The organism is Mesorhizobium sp. J18 (genome assembly GCF_007829525.1).
Lineage (GTDB): Bacteria > Pseudomonadota > Alphaproteobacteria > Rhizobiales > Rhizobiaceae > VLJP01.
Genome location: NZ_VLJP01000016.1, coordinates 40,998 through 61,562, shown reverse-complemented (window position 1 = coordinate 61,562; position 20,565 = coordinate 40,998). Strand labels below are relative to the sequence as shown.

22 protein-coding genes are annotated in these 20,565 nt (G+C 64.2%); 7 read left to right on the top strand and 15 right to left on the bottom strand.

Translation table 11 applies throughout. The annotated features are described in order from the left end of the window. From L598_RS08505 to ccmA, 6 genes are all read right to left on the bottom strand, one after another. Window positions 1–624 (bottom strand): DUF2332 family protein (locus tag L598_RS08505; RefSeq protein WP_144861552.1); only part of this gene is annotated, 624 nt, incomplete at its 3' end. Window positions 625–771: 147 nt separating this feature from the next. After that, on the bottom strand, window positions 772–1,350 hold the full coding sequence (locus tag L598_RS08500) for a DsbE family thiol:disulfide interchange protein (RefSeq protein ID WP_144861550.1): 579 nt from the start codon (window positions 1,348–1,350) through the stop codon (window positions 772–774). Then, on the bottom strand, window positions 1,347–1,511 hold the full coding sequence (ccmD, locus tag L598_RS08495) for a heme exporter protein CcmD (protein WP_144861548.1): 165 nt from the start codon (window positions 1,509–1,511) through the stop codon (window positions 1,347–1,349). Before ccmD ends, L598_RS08500 begins: the two co-directional genes overlap by 4 nt. Further along, complete coding sequence (locus L598_RS08490; RefSeq protein WP_144861546.1) at window positions 1,508–2,272, bottom strand: heme ABC transporter permease; 765 nt, start codon at window positions 2,270–2,272, stop codon at window positions 1,508–1,510. Before L598_RS08490 ends, ccmD begins: the two co-directional genes overlap by 4 nt. 63 nt (window positions 2,273–2,335) lie before the next feature. After that, window positions 2,336–3,001: a heme exporter protein CcmB gene (gene ccmB, locus L598_RS08485; RefSeq protein WP_144861545.1), complete on the bottom strand. Its 666-nt coding sequence runs from the start codon at window positions 2,999–3,001 to the stop codon at window positions 2,336–2,338. A 46-nt stretch (window positions 3,002–3,047) separates the two neighbouring features. Continuing rightward, window positions 3,048–3,659, bottom strand: coding sequence for a heme ABC exporter ATP-binding protein CcmA (ccmA, locus tag L598_RS08480; RefSeq protein ID WP_144861544.1), 612 nt, complete (start codon window positions 3,657–3,659; stop codon window positions 3,048–3,050). Between the two features lie 276 nt (window positions 3,660–3,935). On the opposite strand from ccmA, the gene acnA reads away from it, so the two are divergent. The 5 genes from acnA to leuB all read left to right on the top strand — a co-directional run bounded on the left by acnA (window position 3,936) and on the right by leuB (window position 10,298). Then, entirely contained in the window at window positions 3,936–6,629 is a 2,694-nt protein-coding gene (gene acnA, locus L598_RS08475) for an aconitate hydratase AcnA (protein ID WP_144861543.1), read from the top strand. Between the two features lie 169 nt (window positions 6,630–6,798). Further along, window positions 6,799–7,404: a 3-isopropylmalate dehydratase small subunit gene (gene leuD / locus L598_RS08470; RefSeq protein ID WP_144861542.1), complete on the top strand. Its 606-nt coding sequence runs from the start codon at window positions 6,799–6,801 to the stop codon at window positions 7,402–7,404. A gap of 10 nt (window positions 7,405–7,414) precedes the next feature. Next, window positions 7,415–7,798, top strand: a complete 384-nt coding sequence (locus L598_RS08465) for a RidA family protein (protein ID WP_144861541.1) — start codon at window positions 7,415–7,417, stop codon at window positions 7,796–7,798. Beyond that, a complete protein-coding gene (locus L598_RS08460; RefSeq protein ID WP_144861540.1) occupies window positions 7,795–9,096 on the top strand; it encodes a Gfo/Idh/MocA family oxidoreductase in 1,302 nt (433 codons plus the stop codon). Before L598_RS08465 ends, L598_RS08460 begins: the two co-directional genes overlap by 4 nt. Window positions 9,097–9,185: 89 nt before the next feature. After that, complete coding sequence (gene leuB, locus L598_RS08455) at window positions 9,186–10,298, top strand: 3-isopropylmalate dehydrogenase (RefSeq protein WP_144861539.1); 1,113 nt, start codon at window positions 9,186–9,188, stop codon at window positions 10,296–10,298. A 4-nt stretch (window positions 10,299–10,302) separates the two neighbouring features. Here leuB and L598_RS08450 read toward each other — a convergent pair whose 3' ends face one another. The 3 genes from L598_RS08450 to L598_RS08440 are packed head-to-tail and all read right to left on the bottom strand — an operon-like array spanning window position 10,303 to window position 11,343. Beyond that, window positions 10,303–10,449: a peptide ABC transporter permease gene (locus tag L598_RS08450; protein WP_144861538.1), complete on the bottom strand. Its 147-nt coding sequence runs from the start codon at window positions 10,447–10,449 to the stop codon at window positions 10,303–10,305. Window positions 10,450–10,502: 53 nt separating this feature from the next. Then, window positions 10,503–10,964 carry a hypothetical protein gene (locus L598_RS08445; RefSeq protein ID WP_144861537.1) on the bottom strand — a complete coding sequence of 154 codons (462 nt, stop codon included), beginning with the start codon at window positions 10,962–10,964 and terminating at the stop codon, window positions 10,503–10,505. Window positions 10,965–10,983: 19 nt separating this feature from the next. After that, window positions 10,984–11,343, bottom strand: a complete 360-nt coding sequence (locus L598_RS08440) for a DUF6152 family protein (protein WP_186444967.1) — start codon at window positions 11,341–11,343, stop codon at window positions 10,984–10,986. A gap of 182 nt (window positions 11,344–11,525) precedes the next feature. Here L598_RS08440 and L598_RS21910 point away from each other — a divergent pair, with 182 nt between their 5' ends. Both L598_RS21910 and L598_RS08435 read left to right on the top strand, forming a co-directional pair. Next, a complete protein-coding gene (locus L598_RS21910; protein WP_281407379.1) occupies window positions 11,526–11,654 on the top strand; it encodes a hypothetical protein in 129 nt (42 codons plus the stop codon). 105 nt (window positions 11,655–11,759) lie between these two features. Beyond that, the gene (locus L598_RS08435; RefSeq protein WP_144861535.1) at window positions 11,760–12,794 is read left to right on the top strand and encodes an aspartate-semialdehyde dehydrogenase; all 1,035 of its coding nucleotides are present in this window, start codon (window positions 11,760–11,762) and stop codon (window positions 12,792–12,794) included. A gap of 410 nt (window positions 12,795–13,204) precedes the next feature. Here the strand turns inward: L598_RS08435 and L598_RS08430 are convergent, their stop codons facing one another. The 6 genes from L598_RS08430 to L598_RS08405 form a co-directional block, all read right to left on the bottom strand. After that, window positions 13,205–13,672, bottom strand: a complete 468-nt coding sequence (locus L598_RS08430; RefSeq protein WP_144861534.1) for a MarR family transcriptional regulator — start codon at window positions 13,670–13,672, stop codon at window positions 13,205–13,207. Continuing rightward, window positions 13,669–14,253, bottom strand: a complete 585-nt coding sequence (locus tag L598_RS08425) for an amino acid synthesis family protein (protein WP_144861533.1) — start codon at window positions 14,251–14,253, stop codon at window positions 13,669–13,671. Before L598_RS08425 ends, L598_RS08430 begins: the two co-directional genes overlap by 4 nt. Continuing rightward, window positions 14,246–15,154 carry a UPF0280 family protein gene (locus L598_RS08420; protein WP_144861532.1) on the bottom strand — a complete coding sequence of 303 codons (909 nt, stop codon included), beginning with the start codon at window positions 15,152–15,154 and terminating at the stop codon, window positions 14,246–14,248. Before L598_RS08420 ends, L598_RS08425 begins: the two co-directional genes overlap by 8 nt. Beyond that, window positions 15,151–16,683, bottom strand: a complete 1,533-nt coding sequence (locus L598_RS08415) for a 6-hydroxynicotinate reductase (RefSeq protein WP_144861531.1) — start codon at window positions 16,681–16,683, stop codon at window positions 15,151–15,153. Before L598_RS08415 ends, L598_RS08420 begins: the two co-directional genes overlap by 4 nt. 144 nt (window positions 16,684–16,827) lie before the next feature. Then, window positions 16,828–19,677 (bottom strand): molybdopterin-dependent oxidoreductase, encoded by a 2,850-nt coding sequence (locus L598_RS08410; protein ID WP_144861530.1) that lies wholly within the window; start codon window positions 19,675–19,677, stop codon window positions 16,828–16,830. Further along, entirely contained in the window at window positions 19,674–20,534 is an 861-nt protein-coding gene (locus L598_RS08405) for a xanthine dehydrogenase family protein subunit M (RefSeq protein ID WP_144861529.1), read from the bottom strand. The genes L598_RS08410 and L598_RS08405 overlap by 4 nt, the downstream gene beginning before the upstream one ends. Window positions 20,535–20,565: the final 31 nt, after the last annotated feature.

Below are 20,565 nucleotides of genomic sequence, written 5' to 3'. Positions count from 1 at the left end.
AATTTCGACAGGCGCGATGTCGCATCCCTTGCGTGAGGCCACATCCAGGAAACCGCCAAGCGGAGGCGGTTCGCCCCGTAGCTCCGGCTTCAGGCGCACGGGCGATGCCTCGTCGCCCCAGCCGATTTCGCCGTAATCATAACGGAAGCGGTCGAAAAGCAGGTTGAGGCCGGCGCTGGAGCCGATCTCGCGTATGGCGAGCGGCAGGCCTGTTTCGCGGCCGATGGTGATGAAGCCCGGCAGGAGCATGCCGGCCCGCGCGATCTCGTTCGTCTGCGGCGGTGAATCGAGCCCGGCGCGCAGCCGAAGGTCATGGCGCTTCAGGGCACCGGCGATTGCCGCCGCCAGCCTTTCGTCATCTGCCTGGTTCGACGGGTAGGCCGAGGCCAGATCTTCATCCGCTCCGGAGAGCACGACTGCGTGAAATGCACCGCAAAGCCTGAGCGCGACGGCGTCGTCGCGGAAGTTGCCGGGCCAGTTGAGGACCCGATGGCCCGTTTCGCTCGTCTCATTGAGATCGCGCGCCAGCAAGCGGCATAGCCGCGCCGTGAAAGGCGAGCCAAGGCGCTCGCAGGCCGCGGCTTGGCGGCGGAAATGGTCGCGGACGTTATCGGCGTCGGTCATGCTTTAGAACCGGATGACTTTCGTCGTCCCTTCATCCAGATCTATCTCCCTGCTGGGGCATGATCTTCTCCGAAAATCCGGTTCCCACTTCTCGGGACCATGCTCTGGCCCCGGCAGGCAGGGTGCGACGATAGCCGCTGCGCTGTCTCAGCGCGAGCCTGAAAGCGCCTCTTCGATGCGCGGCAGCAATTCGCCTGTTACGCTTTCGGGCGTGAAGGGGCCGACATGCTTGTAGAGGATCATGCCGTCCGGTCCCACCAGAAAGGTCTCGGGCACGCCATAGACGCCCCAGTCTATGGCGGTGCGGCCGCTGGTATCGACGCCGATGGCGTCGAACGGATTGCCGAGATCGCCGAGAAAGCGCCGCGCATTCTCCGGCTCGTCCTTGTAGTTCATTCCCGCGATCACGATGCGCTCGTCTCGCGCAAGCTGCATCAGGAGCGGGTGCYCCTGCCGGCAGGGCAGGCACCATGAGCCCCAGACATTGACGAGCGTGACCTTGCCGGCAAAGTCGGCGGAGGAAAGGCCGGGAAGCCCGGAGCCTTCCAATGGCGGGAGATCGGTTTGCGGGGCCGGTTCGCCAAGCAGCGCGGAAGGGACGACCGAGGCGTCGCGGCCGGAAAGAAGCTGGATGAGGAAGATCGCGGCAAGCGCAAGAAAGACGCCGAGCGGCAGGAGGACGAGCAGGAGGCGGGATTTCCGGCGCGGCTCGACCTCGACGCTCATGGGTTTCCCCACCGGGCGGAGCGCCGCTTGACGCCCCTCGCTTCCAGCTCGGCCAGCTCACGCATCCGCCCGTTCTGATCGACCAGCAGCCAGAGGAAGAGGCCGGCGATCACCAGCGCCGAGATGCCATAGGCGGAGACCACATAGAGTATATGCGTCATGCCGCCCCTCCGTCCGCGGAACGGGCGGCCAGCCTGCGCATGGCGACGACGCGGCGGCGGCGTATTTCGGTGCGCATGGCAATCAGGTGGAAGGTGAAGAAAAGCAGCGTGAAGCCGGCAGCGCAAACGAGCAACGGCAGAAGCAGGCTCGGATGGATGGTCGGGCCGTCGAGACGGAAGACGGATGCCGGCTGATGCAGCGTGTTCCACCAGTCGACGGAGAACTTGATGATCGGGATGTTCACGAAGCCGACCAGGGCCAGGATCGCCGCCGCCCGCGCGGAGCGGCCGGGATCGTCCAGCGCCCGCGTCAGCGCGATGATGCCGAGATAGATCAGGAACAGGACGAAGACCGAGGTCAGCCGCGCATCCCAGACCCACCAGGTGCCCCACATGGGCTTGCCCCAGATCGAGCCTGTGACGAGTGCCAGCGCGGTGAAGGAGGCTCCGATGGGCGCCGCGGATTTGAGGGAGACATCCGCCAGCGGATGCCGCCAGACCAGCGTGCCGAGCGCCGACGCGGCCATGAGCGTGTAGCAGAGCATGGAAAGCCAGGCGAAGGGCACGTGGATATACATGATCCGCACCGTGCTTCCCTGCTGGTAGTCCTCGGGTGCCGCGAAGCCCATGGAAAGGCCGACGGCAAGCATGACCACCGCAGCCCCGCCCAGCCACGGCACCAGCCGGTCGGCAAGGGCGATGAAGCGGGTCGGGTTCGCCAGATCGGTCCAGCGTCCGGTATTGGCGGCGGTTTCGCTCATGGTTCCGTACATAACCTCGCAGGCGCGGCTCCGCAATTCATCACCATTGCCGCAGCCGACAGCCTAGTCGCCCGACCAGCGCAGCGCCACGGCCGCTGCGACAGGGCCGATCACGGCAAAGAACAGGGTGAGCGCGGCGAGAATGAGGAAGGGCGGCAGGAACGGGTCCGGCTCGGCAATTGCCCCATAGCTGGCGCTGACGCCAAAGATGAGCACCGGTATCGCCAGCGGCAGTATCAGAACGGAGACGAGAAGGCCGCCGCGCGGCAGGGCAACCGCCACGGCCGCGCCCACCGCGCCGATGAAGGTGATCGCAGGCGTACCGACGAGCAGGGTCAGCGTCGCAGCACCTATGCCGGCAGGCGAGACATTCATGAACAGGCCGAGCAGCGGCGAAACCGCGAGGAGCGGCGCGACGCTTGCCGTCCAGTAGGCCAGGCATTTGACGAAGACCGTGACCGGCGTCATGTGCCTGCTGCCGGCCATCAGCATGAGGTCGAGCGAGCCATCGTCGCGATCACCCTGGAACAGGCGGTCGAGGCCGAGCAGGCTCGCGAGAAGCGCGCCGATCCACAGCATTGCCGGGCCGATGCGCGAGAGCAGGTCGAGATCGGGGCCGACGCCGAAGGGCACGACCGCAACGACCGCAAGGAAGAAGAGGATGCCGACCAGCGCCCCGCCGCCGGCGCGTATGCCGAGCCTCACTTCACGGATGTAGAGGGCTAACACCTGGTGAAAGCTCCGGCAGGGCAGAGGGGGGTGCGAAAGGGCAAGATCATTGCGGGTGATTTCCCATCCTCATCTCCCGAGCGTTCTCCAGCCCCAGCGGGAGATGCGTGGCGGCGATGATGATGCCGCCGTCCTCCAGATGCGCCTGCATCAACGCGGCGAATTGTCCTTCGGAAGCCTTGTCGAGCCCGGCCGTCGGCTCGTCGAGCAGCCAGATCGGCCTGTAGCTTACCAGGAGCCGCGCGATCGCCGCGCGGCGGCGCTGCCCTGTGGACAGATAGCCAAAGGGCAGGTGGCCGATATCGAAAAGCCCGACCATTTCCAGTGCGTCGCCGACCGTGAGATGTCTCTCCCCGAGAAAATCCTGCCAGAAAGCAAGATTCTCCACGACCGTAAGGGCCGGCTTCATGGCGTTGCGGTGGCCGAGATAGTGGCTTGCTCCAGCCGCATCCGGCCAATCTCCCTCGCCGGCATCGAAGACGACCTTGCCTTCGGCCACGGGAAGGAGCCCTGCAATCACGCGCAAAAGCGTTGACTTCCCGATTCCGTTCGGCCCCGTAACGATCAGGCCTTCACCAGCGGCGAGGGAAAAGTCCACGCCGGAGAAGATGCGTTCCCCGCCGCGTTCCCCGCCCAGATTTTCGGCCGCAAGCCGCATTTCGTCCCCTCGCAGTCGCCAGGCCGAAACCCATTTTCCGAAAAGGCGGATTTGCCTCTCGGACGGTATGGAACTCTTTTACGAAATTCTCTATATGCCGGACAACCACGCCAGCGGTCGGCGTGAAAACTCTTTGTGCCGATACCCGCGCGCGCGCCGCCTTGACCGGCCGGGACGCGAGGGACGGACAGCGGAAATGACCGTACCCGCACCTTTGCGCGTGATGCCTCAGGAGTCCGTTCCCGTTTCGGATGAACAGACCAGGATAGGATCGCCGTGTCTAAATCACTCGACAGTTTCAACAGCCGCCGCACGCTCAATGTGGGCGGCAAGGATTATGTCTATTTCGATTTGAAGGAGGCTGAGAAAAACGGGCTTTCAGGAGTTTCCAGGCTCCCATTTTCCATGAAGGTCCTGCTTGAGAACCTCTTGCGCAACGAGGATGGCGGGGCAGTCAGCAAGGAAAGCATCCAGGCGGTCGCCGCATGGCTGCAGGACAAGGGCACGGCGGGCGTCGAAATCGCCTATTCGCCCGCCCGCGTGCTGATGCAGGACTTCACCGGGGTTCCCGCCGTGGTCGATCTTGCCGCCATGCGCGACGCCATGGCCTCGCTTGGCGGCGACCCGGAAAAGATCAATCCGCTGGTCCCTGTCGATCTCGTCATCGACCACTCGGTCATCGTCGATGAATTCGGCACTCCGCTCGCGTTCAAGCGCAATGTGGAGCTCGAATATCAGCGCAATGCCGAGCGCTACCGCTTTCTCAAATGGGGCCAGCAGGCCTTCAAGAATTTCCGCGTCGTGCCGCCCGGCACCGGCATCTGCCATCAGGTGAACCTCGAATATCTCGGCCAGGTGGTGTGGACCAAGGACGAGGACGGGCAGACGATCGCCTATCCGGACACCTGCGTGGGCACTGATTCGCACACCACCATGATCAACGGCCTCGGCGTGCTCGGCTGGGGCGTCGGCGGCATTGAGGCGGAAGCCGCCATGCTCGGCCAGCCGGTCTCCATGCTCCTGCCCGAGGTCATCGGCTTCAAGCTGACCGGCAAGCTCAATGAGGGCGTCACCGCCACCGACCTCGTGCTGACCGTCACCCAGATGCTGCGCAAGAAGGGCGTCGTGGGCAAGTTCGTCGAATTCTTCGGCGATGGCCTCAGCAACATGACGCTGGCCGACCGCGCCACCATCGGCAACATGTCGCCGGAATATGGCGCCACCTGCGGGTTCTTCCCTGTCGATGGCGAGACACTGAATTATCTCACCATGACCGGCCGCGACGAAAGCCGCATTGCGCTGGTCGAGGCTTATGCCAAGGCGCAGGGCATGTGGCGCGAGGACGGATCGGAGGATCCGGTCTTCACCGATACGCTCGAACTCGATCTCGGCGATGTCGTGCCGTCCATGGCCGGACCGAAGCGCCCGGAGGGCCGTATCTCGCTCAACGGCATTGCCGACGGCTTCGCCCAGGCACTCGCCACCGAATACAAGAAGACGGTCGATACCGACAAGCGCTACCCGGTTCCCGGCGAGGATTTCGATATCGGCCATGGCGACGTCGCCATTGCGGCGATCACGTCATGCACGAATACCTCCAATCCGAGCGTGCTGATCGGCGCCGGCCTGCTCGCCCGTAATGCAAATCGCCTCGGCCTGAAGCAGAAGCCGTGGGTGAAGACCTCGCTGGCGCCCGGCAGCCAGGTGGTGGCCGAGTATCTGGAGAATTCCGGCCTGCAGAAGGAGCTCGACCAGCTCGGCTTCAATCTGGTCGGCTTCGGCTGCACGACCTGCATCGGCAATTCCGGCCCGCTGCCGGAGGCGATCTCCAAGACCATCAACGACAAGGGGCTGATCGTCGCTTCCGTGCTTTCCGGCAACCGCAATTTTGAAGGCCGCGTCTCCCCCGACGTGCAGGCAAACTACCTCGCCTCGCCGCCGCTGGTGGTTGCCTATGCGCTCGCCGGGACAGTCACCAAGGATCTCACCACCGAGCCGATCGGCGAGGACAAGGACGGCAATCCGGTCTTCCTCAAGGATATCTGGCCGACCAGCCAGGAGATCCAGGACTTCATCCAGAAGAATGTCACGCGCGAGCTTTTCGCCAAGAAATATGCCGACGTCTTCAAGGGTGACGAGAACTGGCGCGCGGTCAATGTTCCGGCGGGCCAGACCTATGCCTGGGACGAGAAATCGACCTATGTGCAGAACCCGCCCTATTTCGCCGGAATGAGCCGCCAGCCGGGCCAGGTCGGCGACATCAGGGGCGCCCGCATCCTTGGCCTGTTCGGAGACAAGATCACCACCGACCATATCTCGCCGGCGGGATCCATCAAGGCGCAGTCGCCCGCCGGACAGTATCTCCTCGACAACGGCGTCACCGTCGCCGACTTCAACCAGTACGGCACGCGGCGCGGCAATCACGAAGTCATGATGCGCGGCACCTTCGCCAATATCCGAATCCGCAATCACATGCTGGGCGAGAACGGGCGCGAGGGCGGCTACACGATCCACTATCCCTCCAAGGAGGAGATGTCGATCTACGACGCCGCCATGCGTTACCGGCAGGAAGGCGTGCCGCTCGTCGTCTTCGCTGGCGTGGAATACGGCAACGGCTCCTCGCGCGACTGGGCGGCCAAGGGCACCAACCTGCTTGGCGTGCGCGCCGTCATCGCCGAGAGCTTCGAGCGCATCCATCGCTCGAACCTCGTCGGCATGGGCGTCATTCCCTTCGTCTTCGCCGAGGAGAATGTCGGCTGGGCCGAACTTGGCCTGAAGGGCGACGAGACGGTGACGATCGAGGGACTGGAGAACATCAAGCCGCGCCAGACGCTGACGGCGAAGATCACCTTCGCCGACGGCAGCGTGAAGGAGGTACCGGTTCTCTGCCGGATAGATACGGTGGACGAACTGGAATATTTCCGCAACGGCGGCATCCTGCAATACGTCCTGCGCGATCTCGCCGCCTGAGCGGCGTAGTGTTTGGCTGAAATGAAGAAGCCGCTGGGAAAACCTCGGCGGCTTTTCTGCAATGCGTGTCCTTCATCTCGCCGTCCCGGCACGCCCTTTGCCTTGACTGCCGCTTTTGTGTAAAGCAGTCCGCTCAAGCAAGTTGCATGAACCTGATAGGCCGATCGAAATGGAAAAGTTCACCACACTGACGGGCGTCGCCGCGCCGCTGCCGATCGTCAATGTCGACACCGACATGATCATCCCCAAGGATTACCTGAAGACGATCAAGCGCACTGGTCTCGGCAAGGGACTTTTCGCCGAGATGCGCTATCTCGAGGACGGTTCGGAAAATCCCGATTTCGTGCTGAACAAGCCCGCTTACCGCAATGCCAAGGTGCTTGTGGCCGGCGACAATTTCGGCTGCGGCTCGTCGCGCGAGCACGCTCCCTGGGCGCTACTCGATTTCGGCATCCGCTGCGTCATCTCCACCAGCTTCGCGGACATTTTCTACAATAACTGCTTCAAGAACGGCATCCTGCCGATCAAGGTCAGCCCGGAGGACCTGGAAAAGCTGATGGATGACGCCGAGCGCGGCGCCAATGCCACGCTGACCATCGATCTGGAGGCACAGGAAATCCATGGACCGGATGGCGGCGTCGTCAGTTTCGAGATCGACGCCTTCAAGCGCCATTGCCTGCTCAACGGGCTCGACGATATCGGCCTGACGCTGGAGAAGGCGCCGGAAATCGCCAGCTTCGAGAACAAATACGCCGAAACGCGTCCCTGGGTGTGAGTTCCCGGCCATGCGCCGGCTGATCTCGACCGGATCGCCCTTCGAGAAGACGGCGGGCTATTCGCGCGCGGTCGTTCAGGGAGACTGGTGTTTCGTTTCCGGAACGACGGGCTATGACTATGCCAGCATGATCATGCCGGAAAGCGTCGAGGAGCAGACGCGCAACTGCCTGAAGACCATCGCGGCAGCACTTGAGGAGGCCGGCTTCTCGCTCGCCGATGTCGTGCGCGCGCATTACTATGTCACCGATCGTGCTTACGTGGCGACGGTCTTTCCGATCCTCGGCGAGACTTTCGGGGAGATCAGGCCCGCCGCGACGATGATCGTCTGCGGGCTCAACGAGCCGGAGATGAAGATCGAGATCGAGGTGACGGCGCTGAGGCAGAAGAGATGAACCTTCACACCCTGCTGCAGGCCAGAGCCACGGAAGGCCGTCCGGTGCGCGCCGGACTCATTGGAGCCGGCAAGTTCGGCTCCATGTTCCTGTCGCAGATACCAAGCACGCCCGGCCTCGAAGTGACGCTGATCGCTGACCTGTCTCCCGACCGGGCCAAACAGGCCTGCCGCGCCGTTGGCTGGAAAGAGGACCGCATCACGGCGACGCGCTTCATCGATGACGGCAGGCCGCTTTGCGCTTCCGACGATGTGGACGTGGTGATTGACGCCACCGGCTCGCCGGCCGCAGGCGTCGTCCACGCGCTCGCTGCCATCGAGAACGGCAAACATGTCGTCATGGTCAATGTCGAGGCCGACGTGCTGGCCGGGCCGGCGCTCAGCCGACGCGCCCGCGGCGCCGGCGTGGTCTATTCCATGGCCTATGGTGACCAGCCGGCGCTGATTGCGGAAATGGTCGATTGGGCGCGGGCAACGGGTTTTCGGGTTCAAGCAGCCGGCAAGGGAACCAAATATCTGCCTTCCTACCATCAGGTGACCCCGGACAATGTCTGGACCCATTACGGACTGACGCCGGAGGCGGCGAAGGCCGCCGGCATGAACAGCCAGATGTTCAATTCCTTCCTCGACGGCACCAAGTCGGCCATCGAGATGGCCGCGATCGCCAATGCCTGTGAGCTTGCCGTGCCGGAGGACGGCCTTTCCTTCCCTCCCTGCGGTGTGGACGATCTTGCCCATGTGCTGCGGCCGCGCAGCGTCGGCGGTCGGCTCGAAGGCGAGGGCATGGTCGAAGTCGTCTCCTCGCTGGAGCGTGACAGCCGCCCCGTGTTCCGTGACCTGCGCTGGGGCGTTTATGTCGTGCTGGAGGCGCCCAACGACTATGCCGCCGCCTGCTTCCGCCAATACGGCCTGCCGGTCGATGCCACCGGCCGTTATGCGGCCATGTACAAGCCCTTCCATCTCATCGGGCTGGAACTCGGCATCTCGGTTCTCTCGGCGGCGCTGCGCGGCGAGCCGACCGGGCAATCCCGCGTCTTTCGGGGCGATGCGGTTGCGGTCGCCAAGCGCGATCTGCGGCCGGGCGACCGGCTCGACGGCGAGGGTGGCTATACGGTCTGGGGCAAGCTGGTTCCGGCGGGCAGGTCAGTCACCGCAAGGGCGTTGCCGATCGGGCTGGCGCATGGGATAGACCTGGTGCGGCCGGTGGCGGCCGGCTCTATCCTGACGCTGGACGACATCGGGCCGCTTCCCGAAACCCCTGCGCTCAGGCTGCGCCGCGAGACCGAGGCCATGGCTTAGGACCAATCGACATTCGGGTTTGCCGCTTGCACATCGTCATTGTGGCGTTTAGCAAGACGCCGGTTTTCCGTTTGACGAAAGGCAAGGTCATGGCAGTGCGCAAGCTTCTCCTTCTTCCCGGTGACGGCATCGGCCCCGAGACGATGGCCGAGGTCCGCAAGCTCATCCAAATGATGAATGCGGAACTGGGCACCGGCTTCGAAGTAGAAGAAGGACTGGTGGGTGGTTCAGCCTACGATGCCCATGGTGCCGCGATTTCCGAGGACGACATGAAACGCGCGCTGGCCGCCGATGCCGTGCTCTTCGGCGCCGTCGGCGGCCCGAAATGGGACGGTGTGCCCTATGAGGTACGGCCCGAGGCCGGCCTCCTGCGGCTGCGCAAGGAAATGGAGCTTTTCGCCAATCTGCGCCCGGCGATCTGCTATCCGGCGCTGGCGGCTTCCTCCTCGCTCAAGCAGGACTTCGTGGAAGGGCTTGACATCCTGATCCTCCGCGAGCTGACCGGCGGCGTCTATTTCGGTGAACCGAAGGAGATCATCGATCTCGGCAACGGCCAGAAGCGCGGCATCGACACGCAGGTCTACGACACTTTCGAGATCGAGCGCATCGCCGGCGTGGCCTTCGAGCTGGCGCGCACGCGGCGCAACAAGGTCACCTCCATGGAGAAACGCAACGTCATGAAGACGGGCGTTCTCTGGCGCGAGGTGGTGGAGCAGGTGCACAAGGCGAAATATTCCGACGTGGAGCTCGAGCATATGCTGGCCGATGCCGGCGGCATGCAGCTCGTGCGCTGGCCCAAGCAGTTTGACGTCATCGTCACCGACAATCTGTTCGGCGACATGCTGTCGGACGTGGCGGCAATGCTCACCGGGTCGCTGGGCATGTTGCCCTCGGCTTCGCTTGGCGCGCCAGACCCGAAAACGCGCACGCGCAAGGCACTCTACGAGCCGGTGCACGGCTCAGCGCCGGATATCGCCGGCCAGGGCATCGCCAATCCGATCGCCATGATCGCCTCCTTCGCCATGTGCCTGCGCTATTCCTTCAACATGGTGGCGGAGGCCGATCGGCTTGAAGCTGCGATCGCGGCAGTCCTCGAGGACGGGCTGAGGACGAAGGACATCATGTCGGAAGGCATGAAGGAGGTCGTCACCAGCCAGATGGGCGACGCCATCGTGGAGAAATTCCGCGCCCTTTCGGCCTGATCGCTCAGAACAGGCCCAGAAGCAGGACCAGAATGACGAAACCGGCGAGGCCGGCGATGAAGATCGCCCGCCTCATCGGCGTGCGCAGGATGATCTCGCCCTGCCGCGCATCCTTGCCTTCAAATGTCCTTTGCTTCGGTTCTTCGGCCACTGACCATCTCCTCAAGGAGGAAACCCTGGCCGTCCGCCGTTGTTCCGGGCTTTTCAGAGAAAGCCGATGAAGCGTCCGCAAAGGAGGATGGCCGGCCAGATCACAAGCGAGATTGCAGCGATCGTCCGGGCGCCGGCGGTTTTTGCTGGCAGGCCGTTCTCGCTGGCGAATAGGCGCATCGCCAGAAGATTCAGCCCGGCCAGAAGGAGCAGGCCCATCTTGAACTGAAAGGCCGGATTGAAGGCATATTCCGTGGCGCGGATGGCAAACATCGGCAGGCCGGTCAGCAATACGCCGATGAAAGCCGCGACCGCGAAGCGGCGCATGAGGCGGATGAAGGCGGCCCGGTCGAGAGCGGGGAAAGCACCGAGGATCCTCAGATCCATCAGAACCACGGTCGTCAGCAGCGCCCCGATCGAGGCCACATGCACAGCGTTGACGAGCGGATAGGCAAAGAAGGAGCTCTTGAGCCGCGATATGGGCGGAAGCTGTTCGAGCGCGATGAGCAGTTCCATCCGCGACCGGCTGTGGGCCTCAACTCGGGGGCACGCGGCTTGGATAGACGTCGTAGGTAGTGCCGCCGACGACGATGCGCACCGCCTTCATGCGCCGCTCGGAACGATCGCGCGAGCGATGGCCTATTGCCGTCACCTCGTCGCCCACCTTGGCCGTATCCTCCATGAAGCCGGCATTGGCCGTGGCGCGCAGGGTAGCGAGATCGATGCGCCAGACCTCGCCTTCGGCATCGACGTCCAGGGTGGGATGCGGATTGCTGTAGGAGATCGCAGTTATCGTGCCGGTCAGCTCGAAAAAGCCGTCCTCGGTCCAGGCCCAGCCATGATGGGCCAGCGCCGGCAGGGCCGCCATGCAGGCGAGCGCGGCCGCGGCGATCATCAGTCTCGAATTGGAGCGAAGGCTTGTCGTCATGCGATCCTCCATCATCCGGCCTGTGCAGGCAAGCCTAAGGCGGCGGATCGTCCGGTCAAGTCACGTTTAGGCGAGGCTCCTGTCACGGCCATGATTGACTTCGAGCCGATTCAGCGTAAAAGGACGCCGGAAACGGAGCAATTCCCTTCATGCGCGGCCTTCTTCTGGCACTTTTCGCAACCGACATCACCGGCGCGGGCCGGGTCGCCGGCACGCGTGCGCAATCCGTCCGGACCACGGCCAAAACGAGCACGAAAACGACCGGTAAAACGGTCTGATTTCCTTGGCCCGCTCGCACTCTCCCGAGCTTCGGCCGGGGGAGAGGCCCGCAAGGCCGGCGGGCGCTTCCAGAGACCATCGGAGAGGGACAGGAGTAGACCAATATGGGTTTCAAGATAGCCGTCGCCGGTGCCACCGGAAATGTCGGGCGGGAAATGCTTAACATTCTCGAGGAGCGGGGCTTTCCCGCCGACGAGGTCGTGCCGCTCGCCTCGCGCCGCTCCGTCGGCACGGAGGTCTCCTATGGCGACCGTACGCTGAAGGTGAAGGCGCTCGACAATTACGATTTCTCCGACACGGATATCTGTCTGATGTCGGCTGGCGGCAATGTCTCCAAGGAGCACTCGCCGCGCATCGGCAGGCAGGGCTGCGTCGTCATCGACAATTCCTCGGCGTGGCGTTACGACGCCGAGGTGCCGCTGATCGTGCCTGAGGTGAATCCCGATGCAATCACCGGCTTCTCCAAGAAGAATATCATCGCCAATCCGAACTGCTCGACGGCGCAGCTCGTCGTGGCGTTGAAGCCGTTGCACGATGTCGCAACGATCAGGCGGGTGGTGGTGGCGACCTACCAGTCGGTCTCGGGCGCCGGCAAGGAGGGCATGGACGAGCTCTTTGAGCAGACGCGCGCCGTCTTCGTCGCCGATCCGATCTCGACCAGGAAGTTCACCAAGCGTATCGCCTTCAACGTCATTCCGCATATCGACATCTTCATGGAGGACGGCTCGACCAAGGAAGAGTGGAAGATGGTGGCCGAGACCAAGAAGATGCTCGACCCCAGGATCAAGCTGACGGCGACCGCCGTGCGCGTGCCGGTCTTCATCGGCCATTCCGAAGCCGTCAATATCGAGTTCGAGAAGCCGATCACGGCCGACGAAGCGCGTGAGATCCTGCGTGAGGCGCCGGGTTGTCTCGTCGTCGATAAGCGCGAGGACGGCGGTTACGTGACGCCCTATGAGTCCGCCGGCGAAGACGCGACCTATATCAGCCGTATCCGCGAGGACCCGACCATCGAGAACGGCCTCAATATGTGGGTCGTCTCCGACAATCTGCGCAAGGGCGCAGCACTCAATACGGTGCAGATCGCCGAGCTTCTGCTGGCGCGCGGTCTGATCACGCCGAAGAAGCAGGCCGCCTGAGTCGTCCGGTTGCCCGCGGGCCCTGTGCGCATCCGCTGCGGGCTGCGCCCTTCCTGTCGTCGTCCTTTCCGTTCTATGATTGTTGCCTACAAGCTTCGATTACTCCCACCCCGTCTCGCAATCCTTCGCTCTGCTCCCGATTGCTCGCCGACCCTCCCCGCAAGGGGGAGGGTGAGCCGAGGTACATGCCTCCCCGTTGCCACGCCCCCCCCCCGTTGCCGGTCTGGCCATTGAGAGAATGAGGGCAGTCGGGAAGCGGGGCGCGAGGGCCGTGCCTTCCGAATGCTAAAATACGTGGCGCGATCCCGGCCCTGCGCTATGGCTCCGGCGTTCGTTCGGACACCGGCAGGATTGGTCGCGCAGTGACGAACAAGACGCGCAGCTGTCTTTCCCTGCGGCTTGCGGTGCCTCTACCCTTCTGCCAGCTTAGCCAGCAGGCGGAGGAAGGTATCGGCTTCGCGCGGGGTCAGCGGCGCAAGGGTTTCCTCGGTAATGGCGTGCGCCAGAGGCAAAAGCGCCTCGATCGTCGCACGTCCCTGATCCGTTAGGCTGACGACTAGCCGGCGGCGATCCTCCTTATGTTCCGAAAGCGCAACCAGGCCGCGCGCCTTGAGGCGATCGATCACGCCCTTGATGGTCGCCGCATCGGTCGCGATCAACTGGCCGAGATGATTCTGCGAGGTTTCACCCGTTTCGTGCAGCTTGGCGAGCGCGGCGAATTGCGGGGGAGTGAGATCGGAAATATGAGCGGCGAATATCGCCAGGTGGCGCTGATTCGCCTTGCGCAATATGAAGCCGACCTGCTCCTGCAGGCGATACCCCTCGGCGGAGTCCGTCACCGTCTCGACCAGCTTCAACCTGGCATCGGACTTGCTCATCTGAGCCCGTCCTCGCCTTTAACATCTTCCGCCGCAAGACCGCCCATCCGGGCATGAATGCGCGGGCCGCAGGTCATGGCTAGGCAGAACAGGATTTCATCCGGCCGCGGCCCGTCGGCGATGCCGACTTCCATGGCGTCGAAATGGCTGCGCACATAGGCGGCATTGATATGGCCGAGCGGCACGTCGAGCCGCGACCCGAAAGCACCAACCTTCTTGGCCGAAGGCACGATCGCCTTGGCTTCGCCAAGCCTTTCGCGCATGGCATAGCCGCCGGGCACATGCCAGAGCGCGCCGTGCTCCAGCTCGCCGGCCGTGCCGACAATAGCCCCCTTGCCGTAGCCGTCGATGGGACCCATATCGCCGCCCAGCGCTTCGATCAGCCGATCCGTAAGCATCAGGCCGAGCGGCTTCAGGTCATCCATCGCGCCCTGAAGCTCCTCCACATAGCGCTCTGCAAAGGGATTCTTGACGAGCGCCATAGCCGCCGCGCGACGCCGCGGCGTCTCCGGCGCGGGCCCGCCCTCGTGGAAGATCTCCTCGATCGTCACCACGATCTTGCGGATAGGAAATTCAGGCATGGGCAATATCCTCCAGATTCTCTAAAAATGCCGGCTGCCCAATCCGAACGTCAGGCATGATGACGAGGTGGCCAGCACCACATGTCCGGCTTTCACCGCCAAGGAACAGCGCCGCGCCTTCTATCAGGCCCCGGCGGCGGAAATCTTCCGCAACCACGAGCCCGGCATCGAGAGCCGTTTCTATATCCTGCGGCGAAAGCGGACCGACATTCTCCGTCACCAGCAGCTCGCCAAGGTCGCTATCCGGATCGATGCGATTGGCAGGCACGCGCCCGACGGCCGGATGGCCCGGCAGATCGACGGCATTGGCGATCAAGGTCGCCGCCACGTCGGCGCAGGCCCCATCCGCCGCCAGCACGGTGACCGCATCAGCAATGCCGAGCGAATGGCTGCGCCCGCGCCAGCCGCTGGTGGCGATGCCGCGAACGGCGTCCTCCGCATGGATGGTGATGCGATCGGCAAATCCGTGGCCGGTGCCGGCGATCGCAGCATTCATGGCCTGGCCGCAGCCAAGAAAAAGCGCGATATCGCCGCCGTCATTCACATAAGCCTTCTCGAGCGAACGTCCCTCGACCATGGCCGCGAGCACCTCGTCCGCGACCGCGCCCGCCACGGCCGCCATGGGCGTGACGAATGCCGGGAAATGCCGAAGAGCCGCACGCTCCATGCGTTGCGCGGTCGATCCGCTGAAGCTTCGAGCCGCCGCATGGACCGGACGGCGCAGTTCGCTCAGTTCTGAAACCAGTTCGTCGAGGATCGTCCGGAAACGCGCCGCCGCCTGCCTGCAGGCGTGTCGGCGCTCGCCCTCTGGACCGAATGCCTCGACAATCAGGTCGATCGGCCCGTGGTTCATATGGAGCCGACGCCGATCAGGGAGCCATGCGATCTGCGGACCATTCACCGGCCACTCTCCCGGCGAAGCTGCGCCAGCGGTGGCCAGGGGTTGCCGGGGGGAGAGCCGGCGATCCGTCGCTCGTTAAAATATTCGCCGCCCCTGGCGAGCACGTCATCGAGGCTGCGGATTTCATCCACATAGCCGCCAAGGGCAAGATAGTCATCCCGGCGCATGGTGAACTCGATGGGCGCTACCAGCGCCGGCGTCGGCACGTAGCCGAAAGCGTTTTCCGGCAGGCGCGTCACGTCCACCATCAGAGTGATGCCACCGCCCGGCCAGATATAGACCGGAGCGCCGCCGCAGGTGACATAGGTCTTCAGCCCATGGACAGAACGCGTCAGATTGACCGGATTCTCGGTTACGCCGGCGCGCAGCGACCCGCCGGCACCGGCCATGAAGAGTACGGTGCACAGTGCCGGTTCGCAATTGTCCTCGATGAGATCGACGGATTTCCGCAACCGGTCGGGAAAGGGCTTCCGGACGGGTTTCAGTTCGTCATCGAGTTCGTAATAGGCGAATTGCTCGCCCGTGGTGGAGACCATGAGCAGCGACAGGCCGGGACGCGCACCCTTCTTTGGGTTCCATTCGCCAAGGATTTCAAGCGGATCGGATATGGTCGTGCCGCCCCAGCCGAGGCCGGGTTCGGAGACCTTGAAATAGCGGCCGGGGGTCGAGCGCCGGCCAAGGATCTTGATGCCCGTATCCTCCCAGCCGAGCACCTTGCCGGCCTGATGTTCAGACACGACGCCGGTGATGTGGTCGTCCACCACGACAACCTCGTCAACCAGTCCCCGCCATTGGGTGGCGAACATGCCGATGGTGGCCGAACCACAACCGACGCGCATGCGATGTTCCTGCTTGCCGTCGATGACGGGCGCCGCGCCGGCCTGGACCACGACCGACGCGCCGCCATCGATCGTGAGCTCGACCGCTTGCCGGTTGCACAGATCGAGCAGGGTCTTGCAGGTCACGCGCCCTTCGGACTTCGAGCCGCCAGTCAGATGGGAAACGCCGCCGAGCGACAGCATCTGCGAACCGTATTCGCCGGTCGTGACATGGCCGACCGCCTCGCCTTCGGCGCGCACGATGGCTGTCTCGTCGCCAAGGTGCCGGTCGGTGTCGATCTTCACCTTCACCCCGCAATAGGAGAAGATGCCTTCGGTCACCACGGTGACGAGATCGACGCCCTCCACTTCCTGGGAGACGATGAAGGGCGCGGGCTTGTAGTCGGGATAGGTCGTGCCGGCGCCGATGGCGCTGACGAAACGCCGCCTGGTGTTGACCAGTCTGCCGTCCCACGGCTTACCCTCGGCCATGAAGGGCACGACCGCGGCCGCTTCCTCCGCGCTATGTTCGAGGACCCTCACCGGATCGCAGCGCGTGATACGTCCGCCGAAATTGCCGTAGCGGTCGCAGGCGCCGGTGCGGCCCTCGGCGATATAGCACATGACCGGGCAGGCGTCGCAGCGAAGCTTCTCGGCGACCTGCCTTTCGCCCGGATCGTGGGTATCGAAACGTTCGGACAACTCGTTCATGGCGCCGTGCTTCCCGTCGCAGTCATCCCGGAAGCGTCCCGCGCTTGCGAGGCGGCTGTCCGGGATCCATTCCGAGCCTTTTCCGCGTTCCGAAATGGGTCCCGGCTCGCGGTCGCTTCGCTTCCTTGGCCGGGATGACTCCGATCATCTCGCGGCCTCCCTGATAGCCGCGCGGATGCGGCTCGGCGTGGCTGGCAGCTTCGTGACCAGAACGCCAGTCGCGTCGCGGATCGCATTGAGGATGGCCGGCGCGGTCGGGATCAGCACATGTTCCCCCAGCCCCTTGGCGCCGAAGGGTCCTTCCGGATCGGGAACTTCTATCAGGATTGTCTCGATCGGCGGCACGTCGCCCATGGTCGGGATAAGGTAATCGTGCAGGTTCTCCGTGCGGCCGGGGACATATTCCTCCATCAGGGCCAGGCCAATGCCCTGCGCTATGCCGCCCTCGATCTGGCCTTCGGCGAGCATGGGATTGATCGCCCGGCCAACGTCATGCGCTGCCGTGATCTTGACCAGCTTCACCGTTCCGAGCCTAAGGTCGACATCCAGTTCGACAAGCTGCGCGCCATAGCCGTAGACCGCGTAGGGCTTGCCCTGGCCCTTCTCGTCGAGCGCCTGCGTCGGCGGATCGTAGGTCTCCTCGGAACGGAAGACGAAGCCTTCCGCATCCGCCTCGACAGCGGAAAGATCGATGCGCCGCACCGCTTCGCCCTCGCGGATCACAAGTGCCCCCTGCTCGAGCGACAATTCGGCATGGGCGGAAACATTGGCGAAGCGCAATATCGCCTCGCGCAAGGCGCGGCCGGCCTTCTCGGCGGCCTTGCCGGTGACATAGGTCTGGCGCGAGGCCGAGGTCTTGCCGGCGTCCGGCGTGATGCCTGTGTCGCCGCCGACAAGGCGGAGGGCATCGAGCGGCAGGCCAACGGCATCGGCGGCGATCTGCGCGATGACGGTATTCGAGCCCTGACCTATATCGACCGCGCCCTGATGCAGGACAAGCTCGCCCGCAGCCGAAATGCCGAGCTTGATGGTCGAGGGATTGGGCAGCGAGGTATTGCCGCAGCCATACCAGCACGACGCGACGCCAACGCCGCGCCGGGTATTTCCGTTGCCGGCGTTGAAACTTTCTGCATCGGCGAGCGCGCGGCGCCAGTGCGGCCTCAGGGCCTCAAGACACGCGCCGATGCCAACGCCGCTTTCCAGAAGCTGGCCACAGGTGGTGCGATCGCCATCGCGCAGCGCGTTCTGGATGCGCAGCTCCAGCCGGTCCATGCGGAGCTTTTCCGCCAGCGCATCGTAAAGCGTCTCCTGCATGATCGTGGCTTGTGGCACGCCAAAACCGCGAAAGGCGCCCGAGACAGGCCCGTTGGTATGGATCGCGCGGCCCGTGGCGCGGTAATTGGGCGTCCGGTACGGCCCCGAGGCGTGGACGGGAACGCGGTTGGCGACCGTCGGTCCCCAGCTCGCATAAGCGCCCGTGTTGAAGTCGCCCTCGAAGATCATGCCGGTGACGCGCCCCTCGCGATCAGCGCCGATAGTGGCCCACATGGAAGCCGGGTGGCGCTTGGTGGTCGAGCTCATGGAATCGGAGCGGGTATAGGCAAGTGCTGCCGGCCGACCGGTTTTCAGCGCCACGAGGCCGATGAGCGGCTGCAACGACACATCGAGCTTGGAGCCGAAGCCACCGCCCGTCGCCGTCGGCACGATGCGCACCTTCTCCGGCGCAAGGCCGAGCACGGCGGCGGTGTCGTCGCGGTCCATGTAAGGCGCCTGCGTGCAGGCCTTTATGACCAGCGTGTCGCCGTCCATGAAGGCATGGCCGGCTTCCGGCTCGATATAGGCATGCTCGACATAAGCAGTCTCGATGGTCCCCGAGACGGTTACGGCGGCATCGGCAAGAGCCCTTTCCGGTTCGCCGGATTCGACGAAGCCTGCGGTCAGCACATTGTCCGGGCGACTTTGATGGATCGGACGGGCACCGGCAGCACGCGCCTCGGCCGGCGTCAGCACATGGGGCAGCTCCTTCCAGGTGATCGGGAAGCTGTTGAGGTCGAGATCGGCGATGGCCTCGCGCTCACCGGCGATCAGCGCCACGGCTTCGCCACGGAACCGTGCCCTGCCTTCGGCCAAGGCCGGCTGGTCGGCGAAGGGCGGGATGACGCCGAAGCAGTTTCGGCCGGGAATGTCCTTCGCCGTGAAGACGGCGGCGATACCCGGATTTTCCGCCACGAAAGCGGCCAGATCGCCGAAGGAGAAATCGGCATGCCAGTAGGGCGAGCGGACGACGAGAACGGACAGGGTATCGGGGGGCCACTCGTCGGCACCGAATACCTCCGTACCAAGCACTTTTGGCATGCCGTCGAGCCGGATGGGCGACGCGCCGACGGCCTTTCCGGCGGCAAGGAGACAGCTATCCAAACCAGGAGCCGAGCTGTCACGGCGTTTGGAAGTACCAATCTCCCCCCTTGATGGGGAGATGGCTCCCTGACTAAAGCTCGAAAGGCGAGAAGGAGGTATATCCTTTTGATCGAATCGCCACGCCTCCATGACCGCCTTGACGATCTTGCGGTAGCCGGTGCAGCGGCAAAGTACCCCGCCCAGCGCGTCGGCGACCTCCGACTCGCTGGGATGCGGGCTGCGTTCGAGCAGCGCGGTGGCGGTCACCAGCAGCCCCGGCGTGCAGATGCCGCATTGGGCAGCGCCGTGGCGCAGGAAGGATTCCTGCAGCGGCGACATGCGGCCATTGGCAAGCCCCTCGACCGTGCGTATGGAAGCCCCGGCAATGCTCGCCGTCGGCACCAGGCATGCGCAGACCACCTCGCCGTCGACGATGACCGAGCAGGCGCCGCAGTCGCCCGCGTCGCAGCCAACCTTGGTTCCCGTGAGCCGCAATTCGTCGCGCAGCACGGTCGAGAGACGAGCGACGGGCGAGACGGTGAAGCTCACGGGCGCGCCGTTGACCTCGAAAGAGACCGTCGCCTTGTCGAGGCTCATGCAGCAATCTCCCGGCTTGCGCCTTCTTCCGCAGCCATGGCCAGAACCCGCCGGACGATCTCGCCTGCGGCCTCGCGGCGATATTCGGCGGTGCCGCGCACATCGTCGATGGGCGACAATTCGGCAAATTCGTAGCGCCCGACGGCATCAGCCAGAGACGATGCCGGCAGGCCCTCCAGCATCCGCTCAAGACCGGACAGGCGCTGCGCGGCTGCCGAGCAGGCTCCGACCGCAATCGCCGCCTGCTTTATCTTGCCATCGCCATTCAGATCCACGCGCGCCGCAGCCATGGCAATCGAAATGACGAGATAGCGGCGCGCCCCGAGCTTGAAAAAAGCGGACCTTCCGGAAGCCGACCTTTTCGGAACATGCATGGCGGTCACGATCTCGTCCGGCCGGCGGACCGTGCGTCGGTTGCCCAGGATGAATTTGCCCAACGGGACAAGCCGCGCGCCCTCGGCCGAGCGCAATTCGACTTCCGCATCGAGGACAAGCAGCGGCGGAACGCCGTCGGCAGCCGGCGAGGCATTGCAGAGATTGCCGGCGACCGTGCCCGCATTCTGAATCTGGATCGATCCGACCTCGCGCGCCGCAAGCTTGAAAGCGTCGAAGGCAGGCGGCAACGGATGGCGTATCACCTCCGTCCAGGACGTCCGCGCGCCGATGACGAAATGCGTCCCGGTCTCGCTTGTGCCACGGAGTTCCGCGAGGCCGTTGATGTCGAGAATGTTTTCATGGAGCGGCCGTGATCCAAGGGAGGGATAAAAGTCGGTGCCGCCGGCCAGAATGCGCCAGGAATCCTGCTTCAGAAGGTGAAGCGCCTCCTCGACCGAGCTGGGTTTCGCGTAACGGGCCACCGCGCGTATCCTGGCTGCCGGAGCCGGCAAT

Excerpts from the sequence above, each read along its gene's own strand:
- ccmD (WP_144861548.1), bottom strand. The coding sequence starts at position 1,511 with ATGACGCATATACTCTATGTGGTCTCCGCCTATGGCATCTCGGCGCTG.
- L598_RS08490 (WP_144861546.1), bottom strand. The coding sequence starts at position 2,272 with ATGAGCGAAACCGCCGCCAATACCGGACGCTGGACCGATCTGGCGAAC.
- ccmA (WP_144861544.1), bottom strand. The coding sequence starts at position 3,659 with ATGCGGCTTGCGGCCGAAAATCTGGGCGGGGAACGCGGCGGGGAACGC.
- leuD (WP_144861542.1), top strand. The coding sequence starts at position 6,799 with ATGGAAAAGTTCACCACACTGACGGGCGTCGCCGCGCCGCTGCCGATC.
- L598_RS08465 (WP_144861541.1), top strand. The coding sequence starts at position 7,415 with ATGCGCCGGCTGATCTCGACCGGATCGCCCTTCGAGAAGACGGCGGGC.
- L598_RS08460 (WP_144861540.1), top strand. The coding sequence starts at position 7,795 with ATGAACCTTCACACCCTGCTGCAGGCCAGAGCCACGGAAGGCCGTCCG.
- leuB (WP_144861539.1), top strand. The coding sequence starts at position 9,186 with ATGGCAGTGCGCAAGCTTCTCCTTCTTCCCGGTGACGGCATCGGCCCC.
- L598_RS08445 (WP_144861537.1), bottom strand. The coding sequence starts at position 10,964 with ATGGAACTGCTCATCGCGCTCGAACAGCTTCCGCCCATATCGCGGCTC.
- L598_RS08440 (WP_186444967.1), bottom strand. The coding sequence starts at position 11,343 with ATGATCGCCGCGGCCGCGCTCGCCTGCATGGCGGCCCTGCCGGCGCTG.
- L598_RS21910 (WP_281407379.1), top strand. The coding sequence starts at position 11,526 with ATGCGCGGCCTTCTTCTGGCACTTTTCGCAACCGACATCACCGGCGCG.
- L598_RS08435 (WP_144861535.1), top strand. The coding sequence starts at position 11,760 with ATGGGTTTCAAGATAGCCGTCGCCGGTGCCACCGGAAATGTCGGGCGG.
- L598_RS08430 (WP_144861534.1), bottom strand. The coding sequence starts at position 13,672 with ATGAGCAAGTCCGATGCCAGGTTGAAGCTGGTCGAGACGGTGACGGAC.
- L598_RS08425 (WP_144861533.1), bottom strand. The coding sequence starts at position 14,253 with ATGCCTGAATTTCCTATCCGCAAGATCGTGGTGACGATCGAGGAGATC.
- L598_RS08415 (WP_144861531.1), bottom strand. The coding sequence starts at position 16,683 with ATGAACGAGTTGTCCGAACGTTTCGATACCCACGATCCGGGCGAAAGG.
- L598_RS08410 (WP_144861530.1), bottom strand. The coding sequence starts at position 19,677 with ATGAGCCTCGACAAGGCGACGGTCTCTTTCGAGGTCAACGGCGCGCCC.